Below are 21,573 nucleotides of genomic sequence, written 5' to 3'. Positions count from 1 at the left end.
GGTCTGTACCACGCTACGCGTGGTACAACCGGTGATCGGCTTCGCCGATCCCTTGACAGCGTTTCACGCTGTCTGCTATGGGCCCGCTTCGCGGGCCCTGGTGATCCGCTTCGCGGATCACTGCCTTTGGCTGCGGGTCGAGGGATGGATCTTGGTTACAAACCGCCAAACGGTGCACCCCTGTGGACAACATCATTCCCGCAGGTCAACCGCCATTTTTCGATCATTCGGACCCTCGAACCCCTTCCGAAGTGATCACCGTAACCGCCAAAACGTGCACCCCTTTTCCACACTTCGGAAATCGAACAGAAGGGGGGAGGTGCACCACTTGGCGGTTTCGGCGCTGACCAGCGAAAACGGCACCGCCGGCACTGGCCTTATTGGAAACCGTTCCTATTTGGGTGTTCGAGTAAGGAGCGCCACCAAAGTTTGAACCCTTACCGCCTCGTGTGCACCCCGTGGCGGTTTCGGTCCCTCGGGGAGCGTTCCCGCTGGTCAATGCCGAAACCGCCATGAGATGCACCCCTTTTCCACAAGTCGGACCCGGTGGCGAAACCCGCTGTACGCCCCGTAGCGAGGTTGGGGCGCGAGTGCGGACTCTACGCCGCGCGCAGCCGTCCCGCGCGGCAGACGGCCGTACAGGCTGCATAGCGGCCCCCTTGTGGGTGATCGCCATGGGTGCGAGCGGACGCCGAGCGCGAGCCGGTCCGGGGTGCGCGGGGTGCACCCGTGGCGGTTTCGACTGAGGTCCGGGAGTGCCGGCCGCCGCGCGGGATGCAACTCGCAGATTCACTTGTAACTCAACTTGTAGTTGGGTTGAAAGTTGGCTAGTGTGGGGACCGCACCAACCGCCGGGGGAACACCCCGGCGGGCCAGACCGGAAGGAACCACGCATGACCACGAACGCACTCCCGATGCCCGTTGCCGAGGCACTGGCGAATGGCGCGCCCCGGAACCTCGGAGCGCTCGCGACTACCGCCACCCGTCGAGGTTGGGGCGCCATGGTCGAGCGGGACCAGGAGCGCGACGCGTGGACGCTGATCCTCGCCACCCCGTCCGACCGTCGGGCACTCCGGTACACGTGGCGTGCGGGCAAGTGGTCGGCCTCGAACGCGCACGGCTACCGCGAGACGCTCGCGTTCCACCGGTCCGATGCCGCGGGCACCCCGGACGCCGAGGCCGCGCCGGTCAAGGTTCCGGCCGGTGATGCCGAGGCCGCTACGGTCGCCGAGGCCGAGGCCGGTGTCATGGCTGCGGGCGCTGCCCTCGACGCCGTCAAGGCCGGTCGTAAGGCCGAGGACGCGCTCGCCGAGGCGCGGAAGCACAAGGATGCGGCCGAGGGATTCAGGCACTCGGCCGAGGCGGCGCAGGAAGCGGCCGAGGCCGCGCGCACGTGGGCCGAGGCCGAGGCCGAGGCGGACCAGGCCGAGGCGGACGCGAAGGGTGCGGCCGAGGCGGTCGCCGAGTGCAAGCGCGCATTTCAGCGGGCGCAGCGTGCGGCCACCGAGTGCCGGAAGAGTGCCGAGGCCGCTACCGGTGCCCTGTACGAAACCGAGGCTGACCGCGCTTACGAGCTCGCGAAGGATGCGCGCGAGACGGCGCGGGAGACGCTCGGCACTGCCGAGGAGGCGGCCGAGGCTGCGAAGGAGGCGGCCGAGGAGGCGCGCGCCACGGCTGACGACGAGTGCATGAAGTGTGGCGAATGGCTGTGCGCGTGCCGAGAGATCATGTGCGCGATGCTCGCCCGGTACGGATCGGGTGCGGCGCGCACGGTCGACCCCGAGGCGGTCCGGATCGGTGAACTGATCATGTCGGACGAGGAGGAGCTCCGGGCGGCCGGTCAACTCATGCTGTGCGGTGAGTGGGCCGAGGCCGAGGAGGCTATCGAGCGGGCCGAGGAGGGTCCGGCCGATGCCGAGGAGCGGCGCGCGGCGCTCCGTGCGGCCGAGGCCGCGGTCGAGCCTGCGGCCCCGGTGGCGACGTGCGACGGCCGGACCGCTCGGCAGTGGGCCGAGGAGGCGGAGGGACACGCGTCCCGCGCGGCCGAGGCGTACGAGGTCACAGTGACGGCCGTCCGGCACCGGACCAACTTCTACGAGGCAATGCCTGTTGAGCGGCTCGACGAGGCCGAGGGCGCGCGGGTGCGGGCCGCTTTCGCCCGTATCGACCGCCGGTCTCGGACCGCGTACAACCTTGAGATTTCCGCGCGGCGCGACTGGTACGACGGTTCCGAGATCACGGACCCCGCCCGTGCGCGGGACTGCGCCGAGCGTGCTCGGGTGCTCGCCGACGGGTGCGAGGCGGACGCCCGTACCGTCGCTGAGGTGTTCGCATGGGCCGAGGCTGAGCAGACGGCGGCGGCCGAGCTGGAGCGCGCGGAGCGGTCCCTCGCGGACGCCGAGGAGCGCTACGAGGCCGCGCGCCGTCCGAACGCGTGGATCGGGGCGCAGGGTGTCGACCGCCGTATCGGGGAGACGAACGCACTCCGCCTCGTGTGGATCGCGCGGCAGGCTCTTGCGGCGGTCAACGGCGAGCCGTTCATCGCGTACCCGACCCTGACCGACCGAGGGACCGTCAAGGGTTGGAACGTCGGCTACTGCACCGTGAGCCGGTACGCGGGCACGGCCGTGCGCATCGTCGATACGTCAACGGACCAGTACCGGGCCGAGGCACTCGCCGAGGCGCGGAACCGTGAGCACACCGCGCGGGTGCTGTGTGAGCGCATGGCCGGTGAACTGGTCATCATGCGGGCCCTGATGGGCGACGCACGGCACGAGAACACGAAGGTTCCGGGCGGCCGGTACCGGCAGGCACGTGCGGCACTGGAGGCGGCCGAGGAGCTGCACGACCGTGCCGCGCGGGAGCGCGGGACCGGTGCGGCCGATCGCATCGCGCCCGTGGCCGACAAGGTGCGCGCGCTCGGTGCCACGGTGGCCGAGTATGCGCGGGACCGCACGGTGTGGGCGCGACGTCAGGAGGCGGCCGAGGCTGCGCGGGTGGAGTCCGCTCCGGTGCCGGCCGAGGCTGCGGTCGAGGAGGCGCCCCGGTATCAGTTCGGCCGCCGGGACGCTGAGGGACGCTATCCGGTGTCGGTCGACGGCGCGCCGGTCGGGCACGTCCACCGGACGCGCCGGACGTGGTGGGCCCGCGGCCTCGACGAGCGGCAGGCGACCGACCACACGAGCCGCGCGGCGGCGGCGGGCCGACTCGTCGGGTTGGTCGACGCTCGGGCCGCAGCCGAGGCGGACCGCACGCGCAAGATGCGGGCCCGCACGGTGGCGCCGGACGGGTGGCGCTTCACCACGTGGGACGCCGTCGAGCCTGGGGACGTTGTCCGCACCCCGGGGCGGTGCGTGCCGGTACGTGGAGGGCACGCGGACGGCGGTCCCCTATCCCCCGAGACATGGGGCGCCCCGGTGACCTTGACCGGTGTCGAGCGACTCGACAACGGGTCGGTTGTGGCGCGCGGACGGGAGGGGGACGCGCCCGGATGGCTCGGTGTGGGTGTCCTGCTGTCCACCCCCCGCTACGCCGAGGTTGGCCTCTTGGTGCCGGACGTCGAGCGTCCGGCGGCGGCCGAGGCGGCGGCCGAGCGTCGGGCCGAGGGATGCCCGGTGGCGGCCGAGCGTCCGGCCGAGGGGTGCCCGGCGGCGGTCGGGCGGGGCCTGTCGCGTCGGGCGCAGGCGGGGGGATCTTGGGGTGTTCGCGCAGGTCACAGCACGCGACAGGGCGCCACGCGACAAGCCACGCGACAGGGCACGCGACAGGCGTCCGGGGAGAACGGGAGGTGTCGGGAGCGGGGCCCGCCCCCACCCCCGGCCCCGTGGGGCCGATGCCGGCGCTTCCCCTAAGACTTGACAGGGTCGCGTCAAAAGGGCCTCCCTCCCCGGGGGTCGAGGTGGCGAGCTCTCCCAAAACTTGACAGGGACGCGCCAAGCGCATGACACCGTCGAGACCCTCGTCCGGGGCGACGTCACCCGTTCGTGGGCGCCCTGTCCGTGGGGTGTGCCACGGTGCCGACATGAACGCCACCGGCCGCGCAGACCTCACCGCGGATGACCTCCCGATCCGCGTCCCGCTGATCCAGGGCGAGACCCTCGCCTCGTTCCTGATCCGCACCTCGACCGCCAACGGCCTACCCGTCGACACCCTCCTCGGGGCACTCGTCGAGGGTGCCCCCGAGCTCCCCGACGACGGCCTCATGCCGCAGCGCGAGGAGGTCCGCCTCCCCGCCGAGGGCCTCGCGCAGCTCGCCGCCCTGGTGGGACGGGAGCCCGAGCAACTCGCACGCGCGTTGCCCGGGGTGCGGCCCGGCGGCCTCGTTGACGCACCGACCGTCGAGCCCTGGCCGAGGGACCTCGGCGCCCCTCCCCTGCCCGCCTGCCCGCTCTGCATGGAGCCTGGGGCGTGGCTCGCCGCCGAGGGCCACCGGTGGCGCCCCTGCGGCTGCGGCCGTCGGTGGATGGCCGGGGATGACGGCGGGTACCTTGTCGACACCGGCCCCGTCCCGGACCTCGGGCGGGCCCTGGCCCAACACCGCGCGATGGTTCACCGCTTGGGCCCGGCCGCCGATGCACTCGTGACGGACGCTCATCAGGTCACCCTCTGGTGGTGGGCGTCCGGACTCGTCGCCGACGCATGGCGGGAGCGCGAGGACTCCCTCGACATGGCACGGCACCGCCGCCGCGCGGCACCCGTCGCCGTCTACCCCGAGGCCGTCGCCCTGGCCGAGCTCATGTGGAAGTGGGAGGAGCGGCGCAGGCGCCCGGGTGCCTCGCCCGAGCGGTGGCTCGACTCCGTCGCGCAGCTCGCCCCCGCCGGCACTCTCACCCGCCGGGAACGCGCCCCACTGACCTACTGGCTAGAGCAGCACCGACCCGAACCGCCGGGGAAGCCGACGGGACGCGGCGCCGCCGAACGACGCTGGAACCGCCTCCCCGCGCTTCACCACCGCCCCCGCCCCGAGGAACACGGACCGCTGCGGGCGCCCTCCTGCCTGATGTGGGTCTACGGCCTCCCGCTCACCTCGACCACGGGCGTATGCCCGCACTGCAACGGGCGCGCGCCGAGCTGCCGATGGGTGCCCTACTCCGGGTGCACCGGCCTGCCCCGGAAGTAGGGCCGTCCCCCGGTTAGCCCTCGACTGTCGGTGCCCTCCGCTACGGTTCTCGGTAGGGCGGGACCGCCGCCCATACCGCCGCCCGCGCGCCCACGCCGTGCCAGGGCACCGACGGTAGAAGGTCCCTCGGGAAGCCGGTCCGCAGGCAGTGAGCTGACGATCCGTTCCGTACCGGGCGGGTGGCGTGGGGACCGAGGCCCGGCACTGGGAGGGCATCGCCATGCCGAAGCGTGACGCCGCACAGAAGCGGGCGCGAGAGATCCAAGACACCGAGGGCATCGGGTATCACGACGCGCTGAACCGGGCGCGCGCCGAGCTCGCCGAGACCGCCACCGACGGGACGCCGGCACCCGCCCCGGCCGCCGTGGTGTACGTCCTCGAACCGACCGCCGCCGAGGCCGAGCTCGGCATCACCGCCGAGGAGCTCGGCATCCGGGCACTGCCCGCCGACGCCTCCCCCGAGCAGCGGGCCCGAGCCGAGGCGGTATGGCGGCCCGAGCCGGACCCGGCCCGGCCGTGCCGGTGCTCCGGGCAGTGCCACCACGGCGACGGCTGCGCCGAGGAGTACGCCACCGAGACAGGCGCGGCCGTCGACTGCGGGGGGCGCCTCGTCCACGTCGACCGCTTCCCCGGTTCGCTCTGGGGCATCACGTCATGGTGGGACACCTACCAGTGCGCCGAGTGCGGCGAAGGGTCCGAGGCATCGGTCGAGCTCCCCGAGCTCCCGTGGGGTGAGCGGCGCCCGAACCCCAACGGCGGCGACGGCTTCACGACGCTCGTCTACGACGGCGTACGGCATCCGAACTTCCCCGGGTTCGACGCCGACGAGGACGAGGAGGAGCTCGACCCCGCCGACTACCCCACGCCCGAGGACGACTACGACCGGTACGACGACGAGGACCAGGACGACGAGGAGCCACTCACCGAGGAGGGCCAGGAGGACGAGCCCGGCTACCTCGACGACGGCCCCGAGGGCGACGCCGAACCGCCCGAGGACTACGACGACCGGCCGGGCGAGGACGAGCTCGGCCCGCCCTCGGAAGTGCCGGCCACCGATCCGCGGCCCACGGCCGCCGACTGGTCCCCGGCTTTCGACCTCGACAACGCGCCGCCCTCCGCATGGTGAGGCGCGGCCCCCTCGACCACGACGAGGAGTGCGAGCTCCTCATGTACGAGGGCGGGATCTGCACGTGTCCGGACGAGAGCGAACCGCCCCGGTGGGACACGTACGACGTCCCGGTGTACGGCGAGGAGCCGAGTACGCACGACGGCCGCCTCGCCGGTCCGGCGCTCGACTGGTGAACCGCGCATAGGCGAGGGCCCCGACGGTTCGACCCGTCGGGGCCCTCTGCGTGGGCCTCGAAAGACCTTGACTGCGGAACACGTCCGGCAGTGATGTGCGTGCACGCCCTGCACGGTTGCCGATCGTAGCGTCTCGGCCCTGCCGGGGGTGCCGGTTCCGGTGGTCGCGCTACGCCTCGGCGGACGGCCGTCGGGCCAATTGCAAGTGAGTTACAACTCGGATTGGGGGTGACGCCCGCCGGGGTGGCTCGCGCCGGGCGAGTGGGCCGTATGTCCCCAGCTCACAGAACATGCGCACTCGTCATAACCCCTGCTGGGAGAGGGGTGCACCGTTTGGCGGTTTCGGTTGCGAGGGGGTGCACCACTTGGCGGTTTCGGGGGTGACCTGCGGTTTCTCAGAGTCCTGCCAGGTCACCGCGCGGCCTGTCCGTGCCGGGTGGCGGTTTCGGTGGCGGTTTCGGTGGCGAGGGGTGCACCGACCGCCCGCAACTTGTAACCACACTTGCAATTCACCTACAACTCATGCCAAGGTGGGGGCCCGCAGTAAAACCAGAGAGGGGAACCGCCATGGCCGACGCCGCAGACGTCGAGGCGCAGAGCACGGCCCGCACGGTGATCAGTGAGGAGCGGTACGCCTCGGTCGTCGAGTCCGCCCGCGGCAGCCTCGGCAAGTGGGCGGACGCCATGGGCGAGGCGAAGGTCGAGGAGGTCGTGACAACCGTCCTCGCAGGCGCCGGATTCCTGACCCCGCCGCCGGAACCTGAGCCGGGCCAGTGCAGCGCATTGTTCCCCGACGAGGTCGGCGACTGGTGGCAGTGCGAGGGTGAACCGGGACATGACCCGGCCGAGGGCCACGACACGGGCGAATGGTCCTGGCCCAATGACGCACCGGAAGCGATCCCGCCTCGCGCGTGAGACATGCCGGCCGACGCACCGCGGCCCCGGAGCTCCTCAGAGCTCCGGGGCCGTCGCGGTTCCTGCGGTCTCTCCAATTGGAGAGAAACGGGCGGGGTCAGTCCCGCCAGATGCCGGGCGGGGTGTCCTCGGCCGGTAGGTGCTTGTCGCAGTAGAACGACGTCCCGCGCTTCTCGTCGTCAACCTTCCAGATCACGAGCTCGTCGCACGGCGCGGCCTCCTCGCCCTCGGCCGGGACGGCGCAGCGCGGCGCCCACGCCTTCGAGGCAGGGTGCCCCTTGAGGCGCCGCTCGGCCGTGCGGACGGACTTGGAGCGAGGCGACGGCCGCCACTCGAACCGGTCTACGCCCCGGCTTATGTGCTCGGCGTGCTGCGCCTCGATCCGCTCCGAAAGAAGCTGGAGCGACGGCGCGCCATTGCTCACGGCGAGCTCGACGGCGACGGCGAGCACGGCCGAGGAGTCGAGCGGTACCCGGTGGCCGAGTGAGAGGTATCCGGCCCACTCTTCGAGCGTCGCCGCCACCGAGGCCGGAACGACCGCCGAGACCCGCACGGGCGGCGGAGTGCTCGACTCGGCCCCCTCGCCGCTCTGCTCTTGGTCCTCGTCGGCTCCCTCGGTCTTCTCTCCATTTGGAGAGGAACCGGCGGATGCCGGCGCCTTGGTCATGACGCGGCGGGCGGCCTCGCGTACGACGGCGACGGCCTCCTCGGTGTCCTCGGGGAGTTCGGCCGGGAGCTCCTTCCGGATCTCGACGAGTACGGCCCCGGTGACCTTCCGGCCGCCCTCTCCGGATGCCTTGTCCGCGCTGCGGTAGAGCTCGATCGCGGGACGCGTCCCGATCTCCTTCTCGATCTTCCGCAGGGGCCGAACGTGCCCCTCGGGCGGGGTGCTCGACGTCGCGGCGGCCACCGCCAGGGCGAGGGGCGCGCCGTCCATCCACCGCCGGGCGTGCGCGGGCGACTTCCCAGTTTCCGCCCGCGCGTACTCGTCGAACGTCATGCCCTGGTCCCGGTGAAACTTGCCCTTGGCTGCCACCGTTAGGGCCTTGCCGATCACCCAGATTGCGGCATCACCGGCCGCGAGGGCGGCGTGAATGACCTGTTCGGTTACGGCCCGCTGCCGGGCCTCGGTCTCGTCGAGCGGGGACCGGTCATCCTCGGAAACCTCCCGGACGTCGTCGAGGTCGGGGAGCTGGTCGGCGAGCTCCGCCACGCCGGACACGGCCGACGTCAGGTCGGGCAGGTGCGCGGCGTTGTTCTTGACTGCCCGGTTCCCCTTGCGGGCCCGGTTGAGGAGGTCGGCGCGGTTCGTCGTTTGCACCGTCACGCGGCGGCCTCCTTGGCGAGCTCGACGGCGAGGAGGTCCATCGGCGAACCGGCAACGAGCTGCGGTTCGAGGCCGTACGACTGGCCGTAACCGTCTTCCTTGTCCACGCGCGGGATACGGGTCTTGAGCACGGTGAATCCGCCGCCGGTCAGGTCCCGGTACGTGGTGTCAGCGGCCTTGGCCGAGGCGTTCGTCAGGGTCAGGCAGATGACGAGGCGGGGGAAGTGGGCGCCGACCTCTTCAAGGTGGTCGATCGCCGCGAGGACGGAACCGGCGCGGTTCATCTCCATACGGGTCGGGGGGAGCGTCAACACTGCGAGGTCGACACCGCTCAACACGGCGAAGTGCATGTTCCCGGCCTTGCGGTTCCACGCTCCGGTGTCGACGGCCAGGAGGCCGCCCTCGGGGGTGTACTTCACGAGCTGGTCGCGGACCTTGGAGCGGTTCGGCGCCGGGTACACCGGTCCGCCGAGGTCGGCCTCGTCCGACCACTCCAGGAGGCTGCCCTTTTCCTCGTCGCCGGGCTCGTCGGCGTCCATGGCCGAGGCCGGGATGCCGGCCGCGTTCCAGTGCTTGAGCATGTGGGCGATGATCGTGCTTTTGCCGGTGCCGCCCTTGCCGACGAACGCGATCCTGCGCCCCTGCTCGGGGATCACCACGGGGGGTGTGAGAGTCGTCATGCGATGACGTTAGCCCGTGATCAAGCGTGCGCGGCACGGGTTAACCGAGCGGGTCGGCGTGCGGGACGAGTCGACGGGTCTCCCCCGGCCTCAACCGCCGTACGTGTCACGGCACAACGCCGCGAGGCTCGGGTCGGTGACGCCCTGCGCGGCCCGGCACACGTCCCTCATGCCGTACTCGGCCGAGCTCGGCGCCCGCTCCGGGGCGCGTGGCGCCGGGTGCGCAGGGCGCGGCGCAGGCCGTCGGACCGGCGTCGGGCGTTCCCGGCGAGGAGGTGCCGGCGGGTGGGCCGCCCGGGGGTCGGCGAGCCGACGCTCGACCCGCGCCGAGGGCGGTCCGACGGGGGCGCGGGGCTGCGGCCGGGGAGGCACGGCGGAAGCCGAGGAGGGCGCCGGACCGGTCGTAACGAGCTCCTCGACGGCTGGGGCCTGCCTGACCTCGGCCGCGGTGAACGCAGGCACCGGGACAGGCGCGGCGGGCCGGTGACGTGGGGCGGGCGCCCGGCTGTCGGCGGGGGAGACAGACACGCACCCGGCGGTGGCCAGGAGGGCGAGAGCTGCGGCGGCGAGGCCGATCACGGGGCGGTGCACCCGCTCACCGTGCCCGATCACGGGGCCCTCGTCGCCCCGCCGCGCTGCGGTCCACCGGTACGGGGGACAGGGCGCGCCGTCGCCCTGTACGGCCCCCTGTCGCGCCCGTCGCAGGCCCGGGGAGGCGGGGGAGTCTCCGCAGGTCACAGGGCGCGACAGGGGGCCGCGCGACACGGCACGCGACACCGGCCGCCCGCCCGCCCGGAAGTGTCGGCCGCGCCTGCCGGCAAGGGCGGGGGCGAGCTCAGCCCGACGCGCCGGGGCCGGTGAGGCGAGGGCCTCGACCGGCGCCTCGGCTGGGGCGAGCTCGTCGGCCTGGTCCTCGACGAGCTGCGCGACGGCGGCCTCGGCCGGACGGCGGGCGGGATCGTAGATCGAGGCCAGACGCGCGAGCTGTTCGCCGATCCCCCGCGTACCGGCGAGCGGCGAGTCAAGGTCGGGGAACGCCTCGCGGGCGAGGTCGACGTACGCCCGGCCGCCGAGCACCGTCACGGCCGCCCCCGAGATCCCGAGCTCGTGCGCCTGCTTGCGCAGCGTCTCGCCGTCCACGGTGCCCGGGTCACCGGCCCGCAGTTCGTACGTGATGATCCACTCAGTGAGCTCGACGAGGCCGTGTTTCGCGGACAGGATCAGCACCCGACCGGACCGGCCGCCGCGAGTGAGGGCGTCGGCGGCCCGACGCGCAGCCCGGTGATAGCTCCCGACGTACATCTCGCCAGCCGGGAGGACGGGAATCGGCTCGCCCTTGCGCAGGCCGTCAGTCCACACAGCCTTGCGACCACCGCACGGAACGATCACGACGCGCTCGCGCTCCTCGCGCGCCGCCCGCCGCCGCCCCGCCTCGGTGATCCGGACCGTACCCGGGTTCGGCTTGAGCGAGTCGGCGATCCGGACGCGAGGACCGAAGTTGTAGCGCGGCACCCACTCGACGTATCCGGCGGCCTCAAGAGCCGCGAGCGTCCGCAGGTTGCAGCCGTTCGGGAAGTGCCCGGCGGGGTGCGCGGCGGCGGTGTGCAGCCAACGCCGCTGTACCCGGGTGAGGGGCGCCTCGACGAGCTCCTCGTCCTCCTGGTCCTCGACGACGTCCTCGGCCGCGGCCTCCTCGACCGGCTCCTCGTCGGCGGAGAGCTCCTCTCCGTCGAGCGCGGCGAACAGGCGGGCGCTGCGCCGGGCCTGCGCGTCGTACAGCTCGCCGAGCTCGCGCTCGAACGCCACGGCGGCCGGGTCGGGCGTGCGGTCGGCGCGGGCGAGGATCTCCTCGGCCTCGGCCTGGTCGTGCATCGCGCGCAGCTCGACCGGACCCTCGGCCTTGGCGACGTCGTACGCCACGGCGCGCGCCTGGTCCCACATCGGGCGGGACGAGTCCAGCGGCAGGGGCGGCAGGCCGGTGATGCCGAGGTAGTCGGCCACGGCCGCGAACGCCTCGGCGCGGAACCGCGCGGCGTAGGCGCGGCGCCCGCCGGCATCGACGTATTCGAGCGCCTCCTCGGCGGCCACGCTGCGGGCCCACCGGCCGTAGACGCGGGCGGCCTTGGTGGCGAGGGCCTCGACGCGGGCGAGGTAGCGCGGGACGGCGGACAGGAACCGGGCGAGGCGCTCGGGATCGCCGGACAGGTCGAGGCACAGCTCGTCGGGCGTCGGCGCGGGGGCGTCCGGGCTCGCCGGGTTGTAGTGCAGCGTCCGCCAGGGGTGCCGGGCCGTCACGTTGTAGATGACCGCGAGGCGGCGCGCGGCGGCGGCGCGCGGCTTGCCCTTCCCGGCTGCGCGGGGGAAGTCGAGGCGAGCCTCTCCTCGGCCGTGGTGGTCGACGGCGATCCCGGTCCGGGTGACGTACTCGGTAGGCATTCGGTGCGGCTCCTCGTCGGTGTGCTGCGGTCCGACCACCCTCCCATACTCGCAAGTCAACTACAAGTCATGCTGCAAGTTCTATTGAATCTTCGAGCGTGGGAAAAGGGCGGGGCCCGGCGCATCGCGCCGGGCCCCGCCCTGTTGTGCCGTCAGGTGACTATTCGCCGTCGCGGACGGCGTCGCGGCCCTCTTTGATGAACCGGCCGGGGTTCGCCCGCTTCGCGGTCATGGCCTGGTACCACTGCATGGGCTGCACGCCCTCTTGCTTCACGAACCCGGGATTCGGGCCGAGGCGGAACGCACCCGGGAGCGGGCTCCCGTCCTCCTTGCGTGCCATCACGGCAAGGGCCGTCGGCTGCGCCGAGGGGTAGATCACGCAGTCCGCCAGGACGGCGAGCGGGACCAGGCCGACGGCGTTCCAGACCTTGACCATCTTCCGATGCTGCCCGACGCGTGAGGCGCTGATCACGGCCGCGCGGATATCGGGGCGCCAGGTCGGCCGCTTGAGCGCCGCCCACGGGGCGTTGCGCCCCTCGCGCTTGGTGCTGCCCTGCGGCCTCTCGCGCATCTTGCCGATGCCGCCCTTTGCCGTGGCCTTGATTGCGGACAGGAGCGCGACGGCCTCGGGATCACGGGCCTTGACCGTGGCCATAGCGTCGATGAACGCCGCCTCGTCCATGTCCTCGGTGATGCCGAGATCGGCGAGCGTGTCCATGTACGCCGCGCGAAGGCGGTTGTGCCACAGGTCGAGGTACCCGCCGGCATCCGGGCGCAGCCACGCCGCGAGCGGCCGGACCTCGATCCCGAGCTCTTGCGCGTACGCCAGGGTCGGCGTCGCGTACCAGGCCGGGCCGGACGGCGGCCGTCCGTCCGGGGTGAACGGCGAGGGGAAGTGCTCGGGGAGCTCGCGCCACTGCTTGGTGCGGAGATCCTTGGTGCGCAGCTTGGCGCCGGACAGGTCGACCAGCCACGCGCCGGGGAGCTTCTTGTCGAACACCGGGCCGTCGGTGTAAACCGCCTCGCCGAGTCCGACCGTGAGCCTGTTCGCTGCGGCGAGAAACGCGGTGTTCACGTCGAGGCCGACCACGTACGGGAGCGCGGCCTCCTCCTCGGTGGCCTCGCGGTACCAGTTGAGGGCCTCCTCGACGAGGACGTGAGCCGGGCTCTTGGACTCCTCGCGGGTGCGCTCGGCCGCGATCGGGTGCTCGTCGGGCGCCTCGGGCGGCGCGGGGTCCACGGCCCTGTGCAGCGAGCCGGGCACCGGGACGCGGCGCATACGGCCGGTGCCCCGGTCGAACTTGGCTACCGTCGGCGGCCGTACGGCCGTCATCAGGGACAGGCTGCATCCGGCGGTCGAGCCGGTCGGGCTGATGACCCGCTCGGCGTACAGGCCGAGGGTGTACGCCAGGGCGCCGGGATCGGCGGCGACGGCGTCCATGTCGCCCCATCGCATGTTGTCGCTGAAAGCGCCCCACGGGACCACGGCGACGTGCACCTCGGTCCGGTCGCGGAACAGGAAGGACCAGCCGCCGAGGCCCGCGCGGCTGAGCGTCCACCCGGCCTCGGTCAGAGCCTTGACGGCCGGATCGTCGTCGGGCACCCGCAGGCGCTTGCGGTCGTCCAGCCGGGGCGGGAGGCCGAGGAACTCGACGGCGGACTCGGTCAGGACCAGGAGAGGCCCGGTGTCCTCGCCGTACTGCGACAGCTTGGCCGCGCCGAGGCCGTACCCGAGGGCCCAATCGGCGGCCGTGGCAAGGTCGGTGACCTCGCCCGGCAGGTCGATGCGCTGCACGTTCGGGAGGTCGGCGACGAGGGCGCCGTCGGCTGCGGAAAGGACAGCCAGGGGAGCGGCGTAGGTCTTCTCGGTCATGGTCGTCATCCCCTGTAGTCGAACTCGATGTAGTCGATATCCGTGAGCTCGATCCCGAGCTCGTCCTCGTTGGCGGCCGTGCCGGGGGTGTAGAAGTACGGCGACACCGCCTTAGCCGCGAGCTCGTTGAGCTTGGCCTCGTCCCCGTTGCGCAGGGCCTCGAACACCTCGGGAATCAGCTCGGGCGGAACCTCCTCGGTGAGGCGCCGCATCCGCGGGTCATCCGTCGTGCCGGCGTCCGCCGTGAACCCCACCGCGGCCCGGGTCTCGATGACGAGGCCGCGCTCCTGGGCTTCCTTCTGCGCCTTGGCGGTGACGCGCGGCTGATGCTCTTTGCGCACCTCCTGTTCGAGGCGGCCGAGGGTCTCGGGCTTGCTGTTCTCGATCTTCCGCTCGCCCTTGACGAGGCGCTGAACCTGACGGCGCGAGATGCCGAGGCGTTCGGCGACCTTGGCCGTGTTGCCCTTCTCGCGGCGCAACAGGGCGTTGAACCGGCCCCGAGGAGTCTTGGGAATGTCGCGGGTCTGGAACTTGGCGCGCAGCGCGCTAAGGATCTTCACTGTGCCCTCTCCTCTCAGGCCGAACGGTGCAGGGGACGGACGTCGCGGGTGTCGTGATCGGACCCGGCCTCAAGGCAGGTGCCGCCGCCGCACAGCACACGGTGACTCGCGGGCGCGGTCGTCCACGTGGCCGTGCGGCAGACCGAGCACTCGGCGAGGCGCCGGTACCCCTCGCCCGTGAAGGACTCCTGAGCCGGGATCAAGTAGCGCTGACCGCGCAGCTTGCCCAAGAGCTTGTGCAGGTAGCCGTTCGGGTTGAACGCGTGCCGGTCCTCGCTCGCGTCGAGAGCCTTGAGGATCGCCTCCTCGGGCCACCCGGCCCGCAGGACGAACCCGACGGCCGTCTCGGCGTTGAACCGCTCCTCGGGGGAGACGCCGACATACCAGCGGACGCGGTCGATGATCTGCGCCGCCCGAGCCGGGACGAGCGCGCGCTCCTCGTCGGTGAGGGGGCGGGCGTAGAACCCGCTCATCAGCTCGAACCGCGAGGGCTTTCGGCCCTTGAACTTCCCGGCGCCCCCGGTAGGTACGGGCACGACGGTGAACCGGACGTAATCAAACTCGACGAGGTGGGGCCGGTGCCGTTCGACGGACCGCACCGACACCCCGGCGGCGGCGGCGAGCTCGGCCGGGTCGATCTGGCCGCGCCACCCGAACCCCGCCAGAGCAACAAGGCACTTCGCACACGTGGGGTCGGGAGCGAACACCGGGTCGGACTCGATGACGCGCCGGGCCCACTCGACCGCGCCGGGGAGCTGCGGCTGAGTGACTGCCGGAATGCCCGGGATCGGGGTCCGCCGGTCGGCGTCGAGGCGCCCGCGCTGGAACAGGTTGGAGAGGTGGTTTTGCGTCGCCCTCTTCTTGAGGCCGACCAGGCTCCCGAGCTCCTCGGTAGTGATCGGGTTCTCGTTCTCGGGATCGGCTTTCTGTCGGTCCTCAAGTACCGCAAAGATCTTGCGGCACATGGGGCAGTTGTCCGGGCTGATCGCCCGATGTGGTGCCACGAATCGGCCTTTCCGGCCCGCTGCGGTGTGACCTTCGGGGAGGCGTGGGTACACTCGCAGGAGACCTAAGCGCGGTCATGCGGTAAGCCTCATCGGTCGGGAGCTGGTAACTCCCGAGTAGTCCGGTGGGGCTTTCCGCATTTGGTTCGGTTGTGTGTGGGTTACAGGCTATGCCGGGCCCGTAGCGGTGCAGACACGGCATGTGACCAGCGGCTAAGCCACGGTGAGGACGCTCTGAGAGCCGCCGATTATGGCTGCGCGGCGAATGTGGGGGAGCTGTTCCACGGCGTGCGTCGGACCGCAGAGGAGATCCGGGACCGGAACGCCGTAGTGCGCCGAGAGGCGGTCAATGTCACCGAGCGACCACGACGCCTTGCCGACCTGCTTCCGCGAGACCGCACCCTGAGTGATCCGCAGGCCGCGCGCCAACACGGTCTGGTTCTCACCCGTTGCGCGCATCAGTGCAGCCACGGTCACCCGTAGCGTTTCCTCGCTACTCATGCCCTTAGCCATATGACGGTTCCTCACTGTGTATGACCGGTGGTCATAGTGCCAGACAGAGAAGTGCGGCCACATGCGCCACACCGACAACCGACACTCTTCCATGCTTGCAGCACATCTACAAGTCTTGCTTGTAGTGGATCTGCAAACGTGTCATCCTGCCCCCATGACCACCACACCCGATCTCGAAGCACTCCGTAAGAAGGCCGACCGGTCCGCCAAGACCGCCGAGGACGACAAAGCCGCGCTCCTCGACGCTGCGGTAAAGGCCGCGATCACGTCGAGCAAGTACGGCCACCTGTCCGCCGTCGCCCGCGAGGCCGGCATCACGAGTCAGTACCTCCGTGACCTCGTCGAGGCCGCCCACCCGGGATGGCTTGCCAAGGCGGCCGAGGAGCGCGAGGCGGCCAAGGCCGGACGGAAGGCCAAGGCCGCGTGAACCTCGGCATCGGCACGTACGGCGACCTCGCCCTCGTTGCCGGCGGACTCGGCGCCCTCTACGGCCTGGCCGTCACGCGGGAGTACGCCACGATCGGCGGGGGAACCCTCGCGGCCGTCCTTGGTGCGGGCGTCTCGCTGTACTTCGGGAACGGCCTCCTTGCGGCCTGGTCCGCCTGGACGCTCCTCGGTCTGGTCCTCGTCGCGGACGTCGCGCTGTTGGTAGTGCCCTCTGCCGTTCGCCGCCTCAACCGTTAGGAACCCCTCATGAGCGCAGCCCCGGCCGAGAGGCCCGATCCCTACCGCACGCAGGCGCACGCGGGCCCGCGTACCGTCACGCAGCTACGGGCCGCCCTCACCGCGGCGAGCCCCGCGGACCGCGAGGAGTTCGAGGCGCAGCTCGGGGAGCTCGACCTCGACGACCCCGAGGAGTACGCCGCCCTCGTCCGCAGTTGGCGGCACCGGCTCGTCATGCGCACCCGGCCCGCGATCCTCGCCGCCGTCGCCGCATCCACTGACCCCGCCGCCCCGCGCTGGACCTCGGCCGAGATCCTCGGCGCCGACGGCCGCCAGGAGTCCAGCCGGTGACCGCCGGCACTCCCTGGTCTGTCGTCTACTCCGACACCGGCCGCGCCGGACTGGCCACGGCCACGGCAGAGGAGCGGTCCGCCATCCTCGCGTTCGAGGCCCGACTCGCCGCCGACCCGTACGCAAGCGGCGAGCTCTACCCGGACCGCGTCGGGGGCCTCTACACCGCCTTGCTCACGGTCGGCGGGCGTATGGCGTGGACGTCCGTCCTGTACCGCGTCGACGAGGCCGCCCGCGAGGTCCTCGTCGTGGCCCTGATCTCCGGGCCCTGACCTCTCCATTTGGAGAGAAAAGCCGAGCGCCCGACCCCAGAGGGGCCGGGCGCTCTTTGCTGTGCGCGAGCTGCGGGTCAGTCCAGCGGGACCGCGTAACGCAGCGTCCAGCCGGGGGCGAGCGTGTGCCGGGTGACCTCGACGACGCGCCCCTCGGCGGTCGCGCCGACGTGCGTCACGGTCAGCAGGAGGGCGCCCTCCTCGACGCCGAGCGCGGCGGCCTGGTCGGCGGTGGCCGGACGCTGGTCGACGTCCTCGACGGCCTCGGTGCCCTGGTCGAACCCGGCCTCGCGCATCCGGGAGATGATCCCGCCCGCTCCCGTGTCGACCTGTTCGATACCGGCCGCCTCGGCGACGTCGGCCGGAATCCACGTGTCGGCGAGCTGGACCAGGCGCGCGCCGTCGAACATGCGCCGGGCGCGGACGACGACCGGCCCCTCGGTGCCGAGGAGCTCGGCGACGTCGGCCGGGGCCTCGGCCCGGCTCACCGACACCTCGGCGCGCGGGGTGCCCCCGCTGCGGCGGGTCTCGCTCTCGTACGCGCCGTGCGCGCCGTCGGCCTCGCGCTGCGCGGTGCGGTAGCGGCTGCGGGCGTCGCGGAGGATGCCGCCGGTCTCGGTGATCGTGTTCTGTGCCATGTGCAGTGGAGTCCCTTCCGTGTGGGTGGTCAGTGCGTGGGGCCGAGGGGCCAGGAGTAGGACAGGCGCCAAAGGTGGGTGGGCAGCACGTGAACGGTGACCTCGACGGCGCGGCCGTCCTCGGTCCGCCCGATGTGGGCGATCTCGAAAACGCGCTGGTCCTCCGCCATGTCCAGCGCCTCAACCTCCTCGGGTGTCGGTGACCTGACCTCGATCTCTTCCGTGATCAGGGCTTGTGCGTGGCCGAGCTCGGCGAGCCTGGACTTAGAGCCGCCGGGCCCCGTGTCGATCTCTTCGAGCCGCGTCCCCGCCGCGATCTCCAAGGGGAGGTACGACGTCGCGAGCTGTACCGGGACGTCGTCGGCGAGCATCCGCCGGACCCGGGCGAGCGTCGAGACGCTGTTCGCGTCTACCCCGAGGAGGTCGGCTACCCATGCCGGCGGCTTCATGTGGTGGGTAGCGGTGACGGATGACGGGGTCAGGCCGAGTGCGCGGATCTCCGCCTCGAACGCTCCTCGGGCCTGGCCCTCCTCGCGGCGGGCGCGCACGTACCGAGAGGTCGAGTCCCGGAGGATCTTGGTCACGATCCGGTGCACGAACGCGCCCCGCCGGGACTTGTGAATCAGTCCCTCGGACGCGAGGAGGCGCAGGGCCTGCGCGGCGGTCCCCCTGTTCGTGCCGATCTGGTCGGCGAGCTCCCCCTCGGTGGGGAGCTTGGTACCGGGGGCGTAGGTGCCCCCCTTGATGCGCCCGCGCACCTCGTCGGCGACTGCGCGGAATGTCGCTCGGCGCGGCTCGTCCTGATTCATGCGGTCACCTTATCTGCAACCCATCCGGTCGTCTTCGGCTGCCAACACAGCATGGATGGAATCCAAGACTATTGCAATGGATTCCATTCGGTGCTCTACTTCTGGTGTGCCGCACGGCACGGCAGAACCAGGGCCCGCAAGGACCCCGGAACTGCGCTAGTCCGCCACGCCTAAAACGGGCGCGGCCCCGGTGCGTCTTGTCCACGCTCCGAGGCCGCTAGGCGGACACCCCGACTCTGCTCAAAGGAGTGATCCGCGTGCGCACCACCATGCCCGAAAGCGCCGGTGTCCTGCGAATCGGCACGACCGATTCCGCGGCCGGTATCGCCCCCACCCGCATGGACCTGTCCACCGAGCTCGGCCTCGACGTCGACCTCGTCCTCGGCCCGATCGGCGGCGAGAGCGAGCTCGACGAGTACGCCCGGCTGTACGCCCTGGTCGACATGGCCGACTCCGGCCTCATCCCGCGCGGCGCCTCCCTCGACCTCGTCGCCGGGATCGTCGAGGAGATCGAGCGCGAGGACGACGCCAAGGGCTACGAGCCCGAGGACGTGTTCGCCGGGCGGTGGGCCGCGTGAAGTTCGACCGCCTCGCCCGCGCCCTGCGCGCCCTGACCGGCCGCGCCGACCGACTGCACCCGGCCGCCCTCCTGGCCCTGGTCCTCGTCCTGGTCGGCCTCGTCTACGCCGCCGCCCCGTTCCTGGTGACCCTGTTCACCGCCCTGGTGACCGCGCTCAAGGCCGCCGCGTTCCTCACGGGCGCCGGCATCCTCGCCCGCCTCGCCATCCGGGCCGCCGTCACCTACCGCCCCACCTCGACGCCGACCGGACGCACGGCATGAGCGCCGCCGCCTGCGCCCTGGTCCGCGACGTCTCCCCCGAGACGCTCGCCGTCGCCAAGATCCCCACCAAGACCGCCGCCCACGAGTCGGGCCGTTGCGCCGAGCTGTGGGCCGCCGAGCGCCGCCGCCGCGCCGACCGCGACCGCCTCGACGCCCTCGCCGACGAGGAGGCCACCCGATGACCACCGCCACCGCGCGGCGCATCCTCGCCGTCTCGACGTGCGGAGTCCTCGCCGCCCTCCACCACATCGCCACCGGGTGCGTGGTCCTCTTCCTGGTCGCTGACTGGTTCGTCGTCTCGCTCATCGCCGGACACGCCGGACAGGCCATCGCCGCCGCCGTCGTCGGGACGCTCCTCGCCGCCGAGGGCATCCGCGCCGACCGGGTCGGCCGCCCTCTCCCTCACTGCCCCCTCTGCCTCCTCGCCCCCCGAGGCGCCCGTAAGGAGATCACCAAGTGACCACGTTCTACGAGGAGCGCCGCCTCGACCGGAAGACCGAGCGCGAGGAGGACCGCCGCGACCGCCTCGCCGAGGCCGAGGCCGCCCGCAAGGAACGCCTTGCCGAGGCCGAGGCCGCCCGCATCCGGGACGAGGCCCGCGCCGAGCAGCGCCGCAAGGACGAGGAGGCCCGGCAGGAAGAGGAGCGCCGACTCCGCGCCGAGCGCAAGCGCGAGAAGGCCAAGCGCAAGGCCGAGCGGAAGAAGGTCCGCGCCGAGCGGCTCGCCAAGCTCGGCACCGAGGGCGACACCGTCGGCGCCTTGCTCGTCATGGCCTGCGGCATCGTCCCGGCCCTCTATTTCCAGCTCCGCGCCCTTAACGGCGAAAGCCTCCCCGGACTGATCTCCCTGTGCCTCGCCGTGATGCTGGAGGCGGGGGCGTGGGTGGCCACCGTGTCCGGTGAGCGGGCCAAGAAGGAGGGCCGCCCGGTCGGCCGCTTCCGGGTGGTCATGTGGGCCTGCGCGAGCTTCGCCGCAGTCATCAACTACAGCCACGCCCCCGAGTCGTCCGGCGGGTGGCTCGCATGGGTCCTCGCCGCCGCGAGCTATGCCGGCGTCTTCTTCTGGGAGGTCCGCGGCTGGGGCCGTCACGGAACCAAGTCGACCCGCACCAAGGCGCAGCGCCGAGAGGACCGCCGCCGCCGTCGCCACGACCGCAAGCGCCGCCGCCGCTTCCCCACGGTCTACAGCCGGTACACCGACATTCTGACCGCGCACCCCTTCGGCACGATCGACACCGAGGAGGCATGGCGGACCGCGTGGCGCGACGAGCACGGCGCCGAGCTCGCCACCACGGCCCGCGTCGTCGCCCGCCGGGGCCACGCCGACAAGGCCCTCGCCGCCGCCCACGGCGTGGGGGTCGAAACGCTCGCCGTCGAGCAGCTCCTCGCGGACATCTTCCCGCCCGACGGGGGCGACGACGGACCGGCCGCGCGCCGCTCCTCGGGCGGCCCGAACGGCGGACCGGGCAAGGGTGGTCGAACCGCGAAAACCCTTGGGCGCAAAGGGAAGCAAGCGATCGGCCGAGTCTCCGGTCGGACCGCTCCGAAGGTCCCCGACAAGCCCCTCGACGCCTCCCACATCGCACAGGTTCGAGCCCTCGCCGACCTCCTCGGCGGCGCCGCCCACCTGTCCGTGAAGAACGTCCGGCAGGCCATCGGCGGCGGTAACTACCGCTACGCGATGCGGCTCCGGGACCACGTCAAGGCCGAAAGGAAGAACGCCCGATGAGCGCCGCCTCCCACACCCCGCCCCGCGCCCTGATCCTCGCGGCCCCCGCCGGCACGTACGTGATGATCCGCCTCGTCCCCGAGAACGGATGGGGCCCCGCCGCCCTCGTCGGCGCCCTCCTCCTGGCCCTCATCCTCTGGGGCCCCGCCCTCCTCCGGGCCGGTGCGAAGTCCCTCGCCGTCCGCAACGCCACCAAGAAGGCGGCCAAGGCCACCAAGAAGGAGGGCGAGAAGTGATCGCCACCGACCGCAGCGTGTACCGCCAGATCGCCGCCGAGCTCGCCGACCAGGCCGACGCCGAGGCCGCCGCGCATCACCCGCAGCTCGGCCGCGCCTGCGCCGAACTCGGCCTCGTCTACCTCGTGTTCGAGACGGCCCCCATGTCGAACGCCCACGTGGCCAAGGCGTGGCAGGCCGCCGAGGACGCCCGGCAGTCCCTCGCCTACGGGACGGCCGTCGGCTGCGGATCGGACACCGCCCGCGCCCGGCTTCACCTCGCGCTCGCCGAGCTCGACGAGGCCGACCTCGGCCCCACCGCCTGAC

Annotated in this window: 25 protein-coding genes; 16 read left to right on the top strand and 9 right to left on the bottom strand. The window is 72.1% G+C overall.

Going from position 1 to position 21,573, the window contains the following annotated elements:
* Positions 1-893: 893 nt before the first annotated feature.
* From IF55_RS33955 to IF55_RS33935, 5 genes are all read left to right on the top strand, one after another.
* Positions 894-3,851 (top strand): hypothetical protein, encoded by a 2,958-nt coding sequence (locus IF55_RS33955; RefSeq protein ID WP_048833004.1) that lies wholly within the window; start codon positions 894-896, stop codon positions 3,849-3,851.
* Positions 3,852-4,021: 170 nt separating this feature from the next.
* Positions 4,022-5,119, top strand: a complete 1,098-nt coding sequence (locus IF55_RS33950; RefSeq protein WP_030891291.1) for a TniQ family protein — start codon at positions 4,022-4,024, stop codon at positions 5,117-5,119.
* Positions 5,120-5,339: 220 nt separating this feature from the next.
* Positions 5,340-6,245 carry a hypothetical protein gene (locus IF55_RS33945; protein WP_157854577.1) on the top strand — a complete coding sequence of 302 codons (906 nt, stop codon included), beginning with the start codon at positions 5,340-5,342 and terminating at the stop codon, positions 6,243-6,245.
* Positions 6,239-6,421 carry a hypothetical protein gene (locus IF55_RS33940; protein ID WP_030891286.1) on the top strand — a complete coding sequence of 61 codons (183 nt, stop codon included), beginning with the start codon at positions 6,239-6,241 and terminating at the stop codon, positions 6,419-6,421. The genes IF55_RS33945 and IF55_RS33940 overlap by 7 nt, the downstream gene beginning before the upstream one ends.
* A 567-nt stretch (positions 6,422-6,988) precedes the next feature.
* Positions 6,989-7,336 (top strand): hypothetical protein, encoded by a 348-nt coding sequence (locus IF55_RS33935; protein WP_030891284.1) that lies wholly within the window; start codon positions 6,989-6,991, stop codon positions 7,334-7,336.
* A gap of 97 nt (positions 7,337-7,433) precedes the next feature.
* Here the strand turns inward: IF55_RS33935 and IF55_RS33930 are convergent, their stop codons facing one another.
* The 7 genes from IF55_RS33930 to IF55_RS33900 all read right to left on the bottom strand — a co-directional run bounded on the left by IF55_RS33930 (position 7,434) and on the right by IF55_RS33900 (position 15,729).
* Positions 7,434-8,663, bottom strand: a complete 1,230-nt coding sequence (locus tag IF55_RS33930) for a hypothetical protein (protein ID WP_030891282.1) — start codon at positions 8,661-8,663, stop codon at positions 7,434-7,436.
* Complete coding sequence (locus IF55_RS33925) at positions 8,660-9,343, bottom strand: hypothetical protein (protein WP_030891279.1); 684 nt, start codon at positions 9,341-9,343, stop codon at positions 8,660-8,662. Before IF55_RS33925 ends, IF55_RS33930 begins: the two co-directional genes overlap by 4 nt.
* A 90-nt stretch (positions 9,344-9,433) precedes the next feature.
* The gene (locus tag IF55_RS36140; protein ID WP_051776235.1) at positions 9,434-11,779 is read right to left on the bottom strand and encodes a DUF6884 domain-containing protein; all 2,346 of its coding nucleotides are present in this window, start codon (positions 11,777-11,779) and stop codon (positions 9,434-9,436) included.
* Between the two features lie 160 nt (positions 11,780-11,939).
* Positions 11,940-13,661, bottom strand: a complete 1,722-nt coding sequence (tap, locus tag IF55_RS33915; RefSeq protein WP_245661624.1) for a telomere-associated protein Tap — start codon at positions 13,659-13,661, stop codon at positions 11,940-11,942.
* Positions 13,658-14,212 carry a telomere-protecting terminal protein Tpg gene (gene tpg / locus IF55_RS33910; protein WP_048833003.1) on the bottom strand — a complete coding sequence of 185 codons (555 nt, stop codon included), beginning with the start codon at positions 14,210-14,212 and terminating at the stop codon, positions 13,658-13,660. Before tpg ends, tap begins: the two co-directional genes overlap by 4 nt.
* A gap of 14 nt (positions 14,213-14,226) precedes the next feature.
* Entirely contained in the window at positions 14,227-15,177 is a 951-nt protein-coding gene (locus IF55_RS33905; RefSeq protein ID WP_030891266.1) for a hypothetical protein, read from the bottom strand.
* 252 nt (positions 15,178-15,429) lie between these two features.
* A complete protein-coding gene (locus IF55_RS33900; protein WP_245661623.1) occupies positions 15,430-15,729 on the bottom strand; it encodes an acyltransferase in 300 nt (99 codons plus the stop codon).
* A 154-nt stretch (positions 15,730-15,883) separates the two neighbouring features.
* Here IF55_RS33900 and IF55_RS33895 point away from each other — a divergent pair, with 154 nt between their 5' ends.
* The 4 genes from IF55_RS33895 to IF55_RS33880 are packed head-to-tail and all read left to right on the top strand — an operon-like array spanning position 15,884 to position 17,015.
* Positions 15,884-16,156, top strand: a complete 273-nt coding sequence (locus tag IF55_RS33895) for a hypothetical protein (RefSeq protein WP_030891260.1) — start codon at positions 15,884-15,886, stop codon at positions 16,154-16,156.
* Entirely contained in the window at positions 16,153-16,413 is a 261-nt protein-coding gene (locus IF55_RS33890) for a hypothetical protein (protein ID WP_030891257.1), read from the top strand. The genes IF55_RS33895 and IF55_RS33890 overlap by 4 nt, the downstream gene beginning before the upstream one ends.
* A gap of 9 nt (positions 16,414-16,422) precedes the next feature.
* The gene (locus IF55_RS33885; protein ID WP_030891254.1) at positions 16,423-16,743 is read left to right on the top strand and encodes a hypothetical protein; all 321 of its coding nucleotides are present in this window, start codon (positions 16,423-16,425) and stop codon (positions 16,741-16,743) included.
* Entirely contained in the window at positions 16,740-17,015 is a 276-nt protein-coding gene (locus tag IF55_RS33880; RefSeq protein ID WP_030891251.1) for a hypothetical protein, read from the top strand. The genes IF55_RS33885 and IF55_RS33880 overlap by 4 nt, the downstream gene beginning before the upstream one ends.
* 77 nt (positions 17,016-17,092) lie before the next feature.
* On the opposite strand, the gene IF55_RS33875 is transcribed toward IF55_RS33880, so the two are convergent.
* Both IF55_RS33875 and IF55_RS33870 read right to left on the bottom strand, forming a co-directional pair.
* Positions 17,093-17,653 (bottom strand): UTRA domain-containing protein, encoded by a 561-nt coding sequence (locus IF55_RS33875; protein ID WP_030891249.1) that lies wholly within the window; start codon positions 17,651-17,653, stop codon positions 17,093-17,095.
* Positions 17,654-17,682: 29 nt separating this feature from the next.
* Complete coding sequence (locus tag IF55_RS33870; RefSeq protein ID WP_030891246.1) at positions 17,683-18,462, bottom strand: GntR family transcriptional regulator; 780 nt, start codon at positions 18,460-18,462, stop codon at positions 17,683-17,685.
* A gap of 257 nt (positions 18,463-18,719) precedes the next feature.
* On the opposite strand from IF55_RS33870, the gene IF55_RS33865 reads away from it, so the two are divergent.
* Genes IF55_RS33865 through IF55_RS33835 form a run of 7 tightly spaced genes read left to right on the top strand, consistent with a single transcriptional unit; the run spans position 18,720 to position 21,572 of the window.
* Positions 18,720-19,040 (top strand): hypothetical protein, encoded by a 321-nt coding sequence (locus IF55_RS33865; protein WP_030891243.1) that lies wholly within the window; start codon positions 18,720-18,722, stop codon positions 19,038-19,040.
* Positions 19,037-19,303 carry a hypothetical protein gene (locus IF55_RS33860; RefSeq protein WP_157854573.1) on the top strand — a complete coding sequence of 89 codons (267 nt, stop codon included), beginning with the start codon at positions 19,037-19,039 and terminating at the stop codon, positions 19,301-19,303. Before IF55_RS33865 ends, IF55_RS33860 begins: the two co-directional genes overlap by 4 nt.
* On the top strand, positions 19,300-19,485 hold the full coding sequence (locus tag IF55_RS39020) for a hypothetical protein (RefSeq protein ID WP_030891237.1): 186 nt from the start codon (positions 19,300-19,302) through the stop codon (positions 19,483-19,485). The genes IF55_RS33860 and IF55_RS39020 overlap by 4 nt, the downstream gene beginning before the upstream one ends.
* Positions 19,482-19,763: a hypothetical protein gene (locus tag IF55_RS33850; protein WP_030891234.1), complete on the top strand. Its 282-nt coding sequence runs from the start codon at positions 19,482-19,484 to the stop codon at positions 19,761-19,763. Before IF55_RS39020 ends, IF55_RS33850 begins: the two co-directional genes overlap by 4 nt.
* Positions 19,760-21,031: a hypothetical protein gene (locus IF55_RS33845; protein WP_030891231.1), complete on the top strand. Its 1,272-nt coding sequence runs from the start codon at positions 19,760-19,762 to the stop codon at positions 21,029-21,031. The genes IF55_RS33850 and IF55_RS33845 overlap by 4 nt, the downstream gene beginning before the upstream one ends.
* Positions 21,028-21,267 carry a hypothetical protein gene (locus IF55_RS33840; protein WP_030891228.1) on the top strand — a complete coding sequence of 80 codons (240 nt, stop codon included), beginning with the start codon at positions 21,028-21,030 and terminating at the stop codon, positions 21,265-21,267. Before IF55_RS33845 ends, IF55_RS33840 begins: the two co-directional genes overlap by 4 nt.
* The gene (locus IF55_RS33835) at positions 21,264-21,572 is read left to right on the top strand and encodes a hypothetical protein (protein ID WP_030891225.1); all 309 of its coding nucleotides are present in this window, start codon (positions 21,264-21,266) and stop codon (positions 21,570-21,572) included. The genes IF55_RS33840 and IF55_RS33835 overlap by 4 nt, the downstream gene beginning before the upstream one ends.
* Position 21,573 lies beyond the last annotated feature (1 nt).

The organism is Streptomyces varsoviensis (genome assembly GCF_000718635.1).
Lineage (GTDB): Bacteria > Actinomycetota > Actinomycetes > Streptomycetales > Streptomycetaceae > Streptomyces > Streptomyces varsoviensis.
This window is presented reverse-complemented; position numbering and strand designations above follow the sequence as displayed.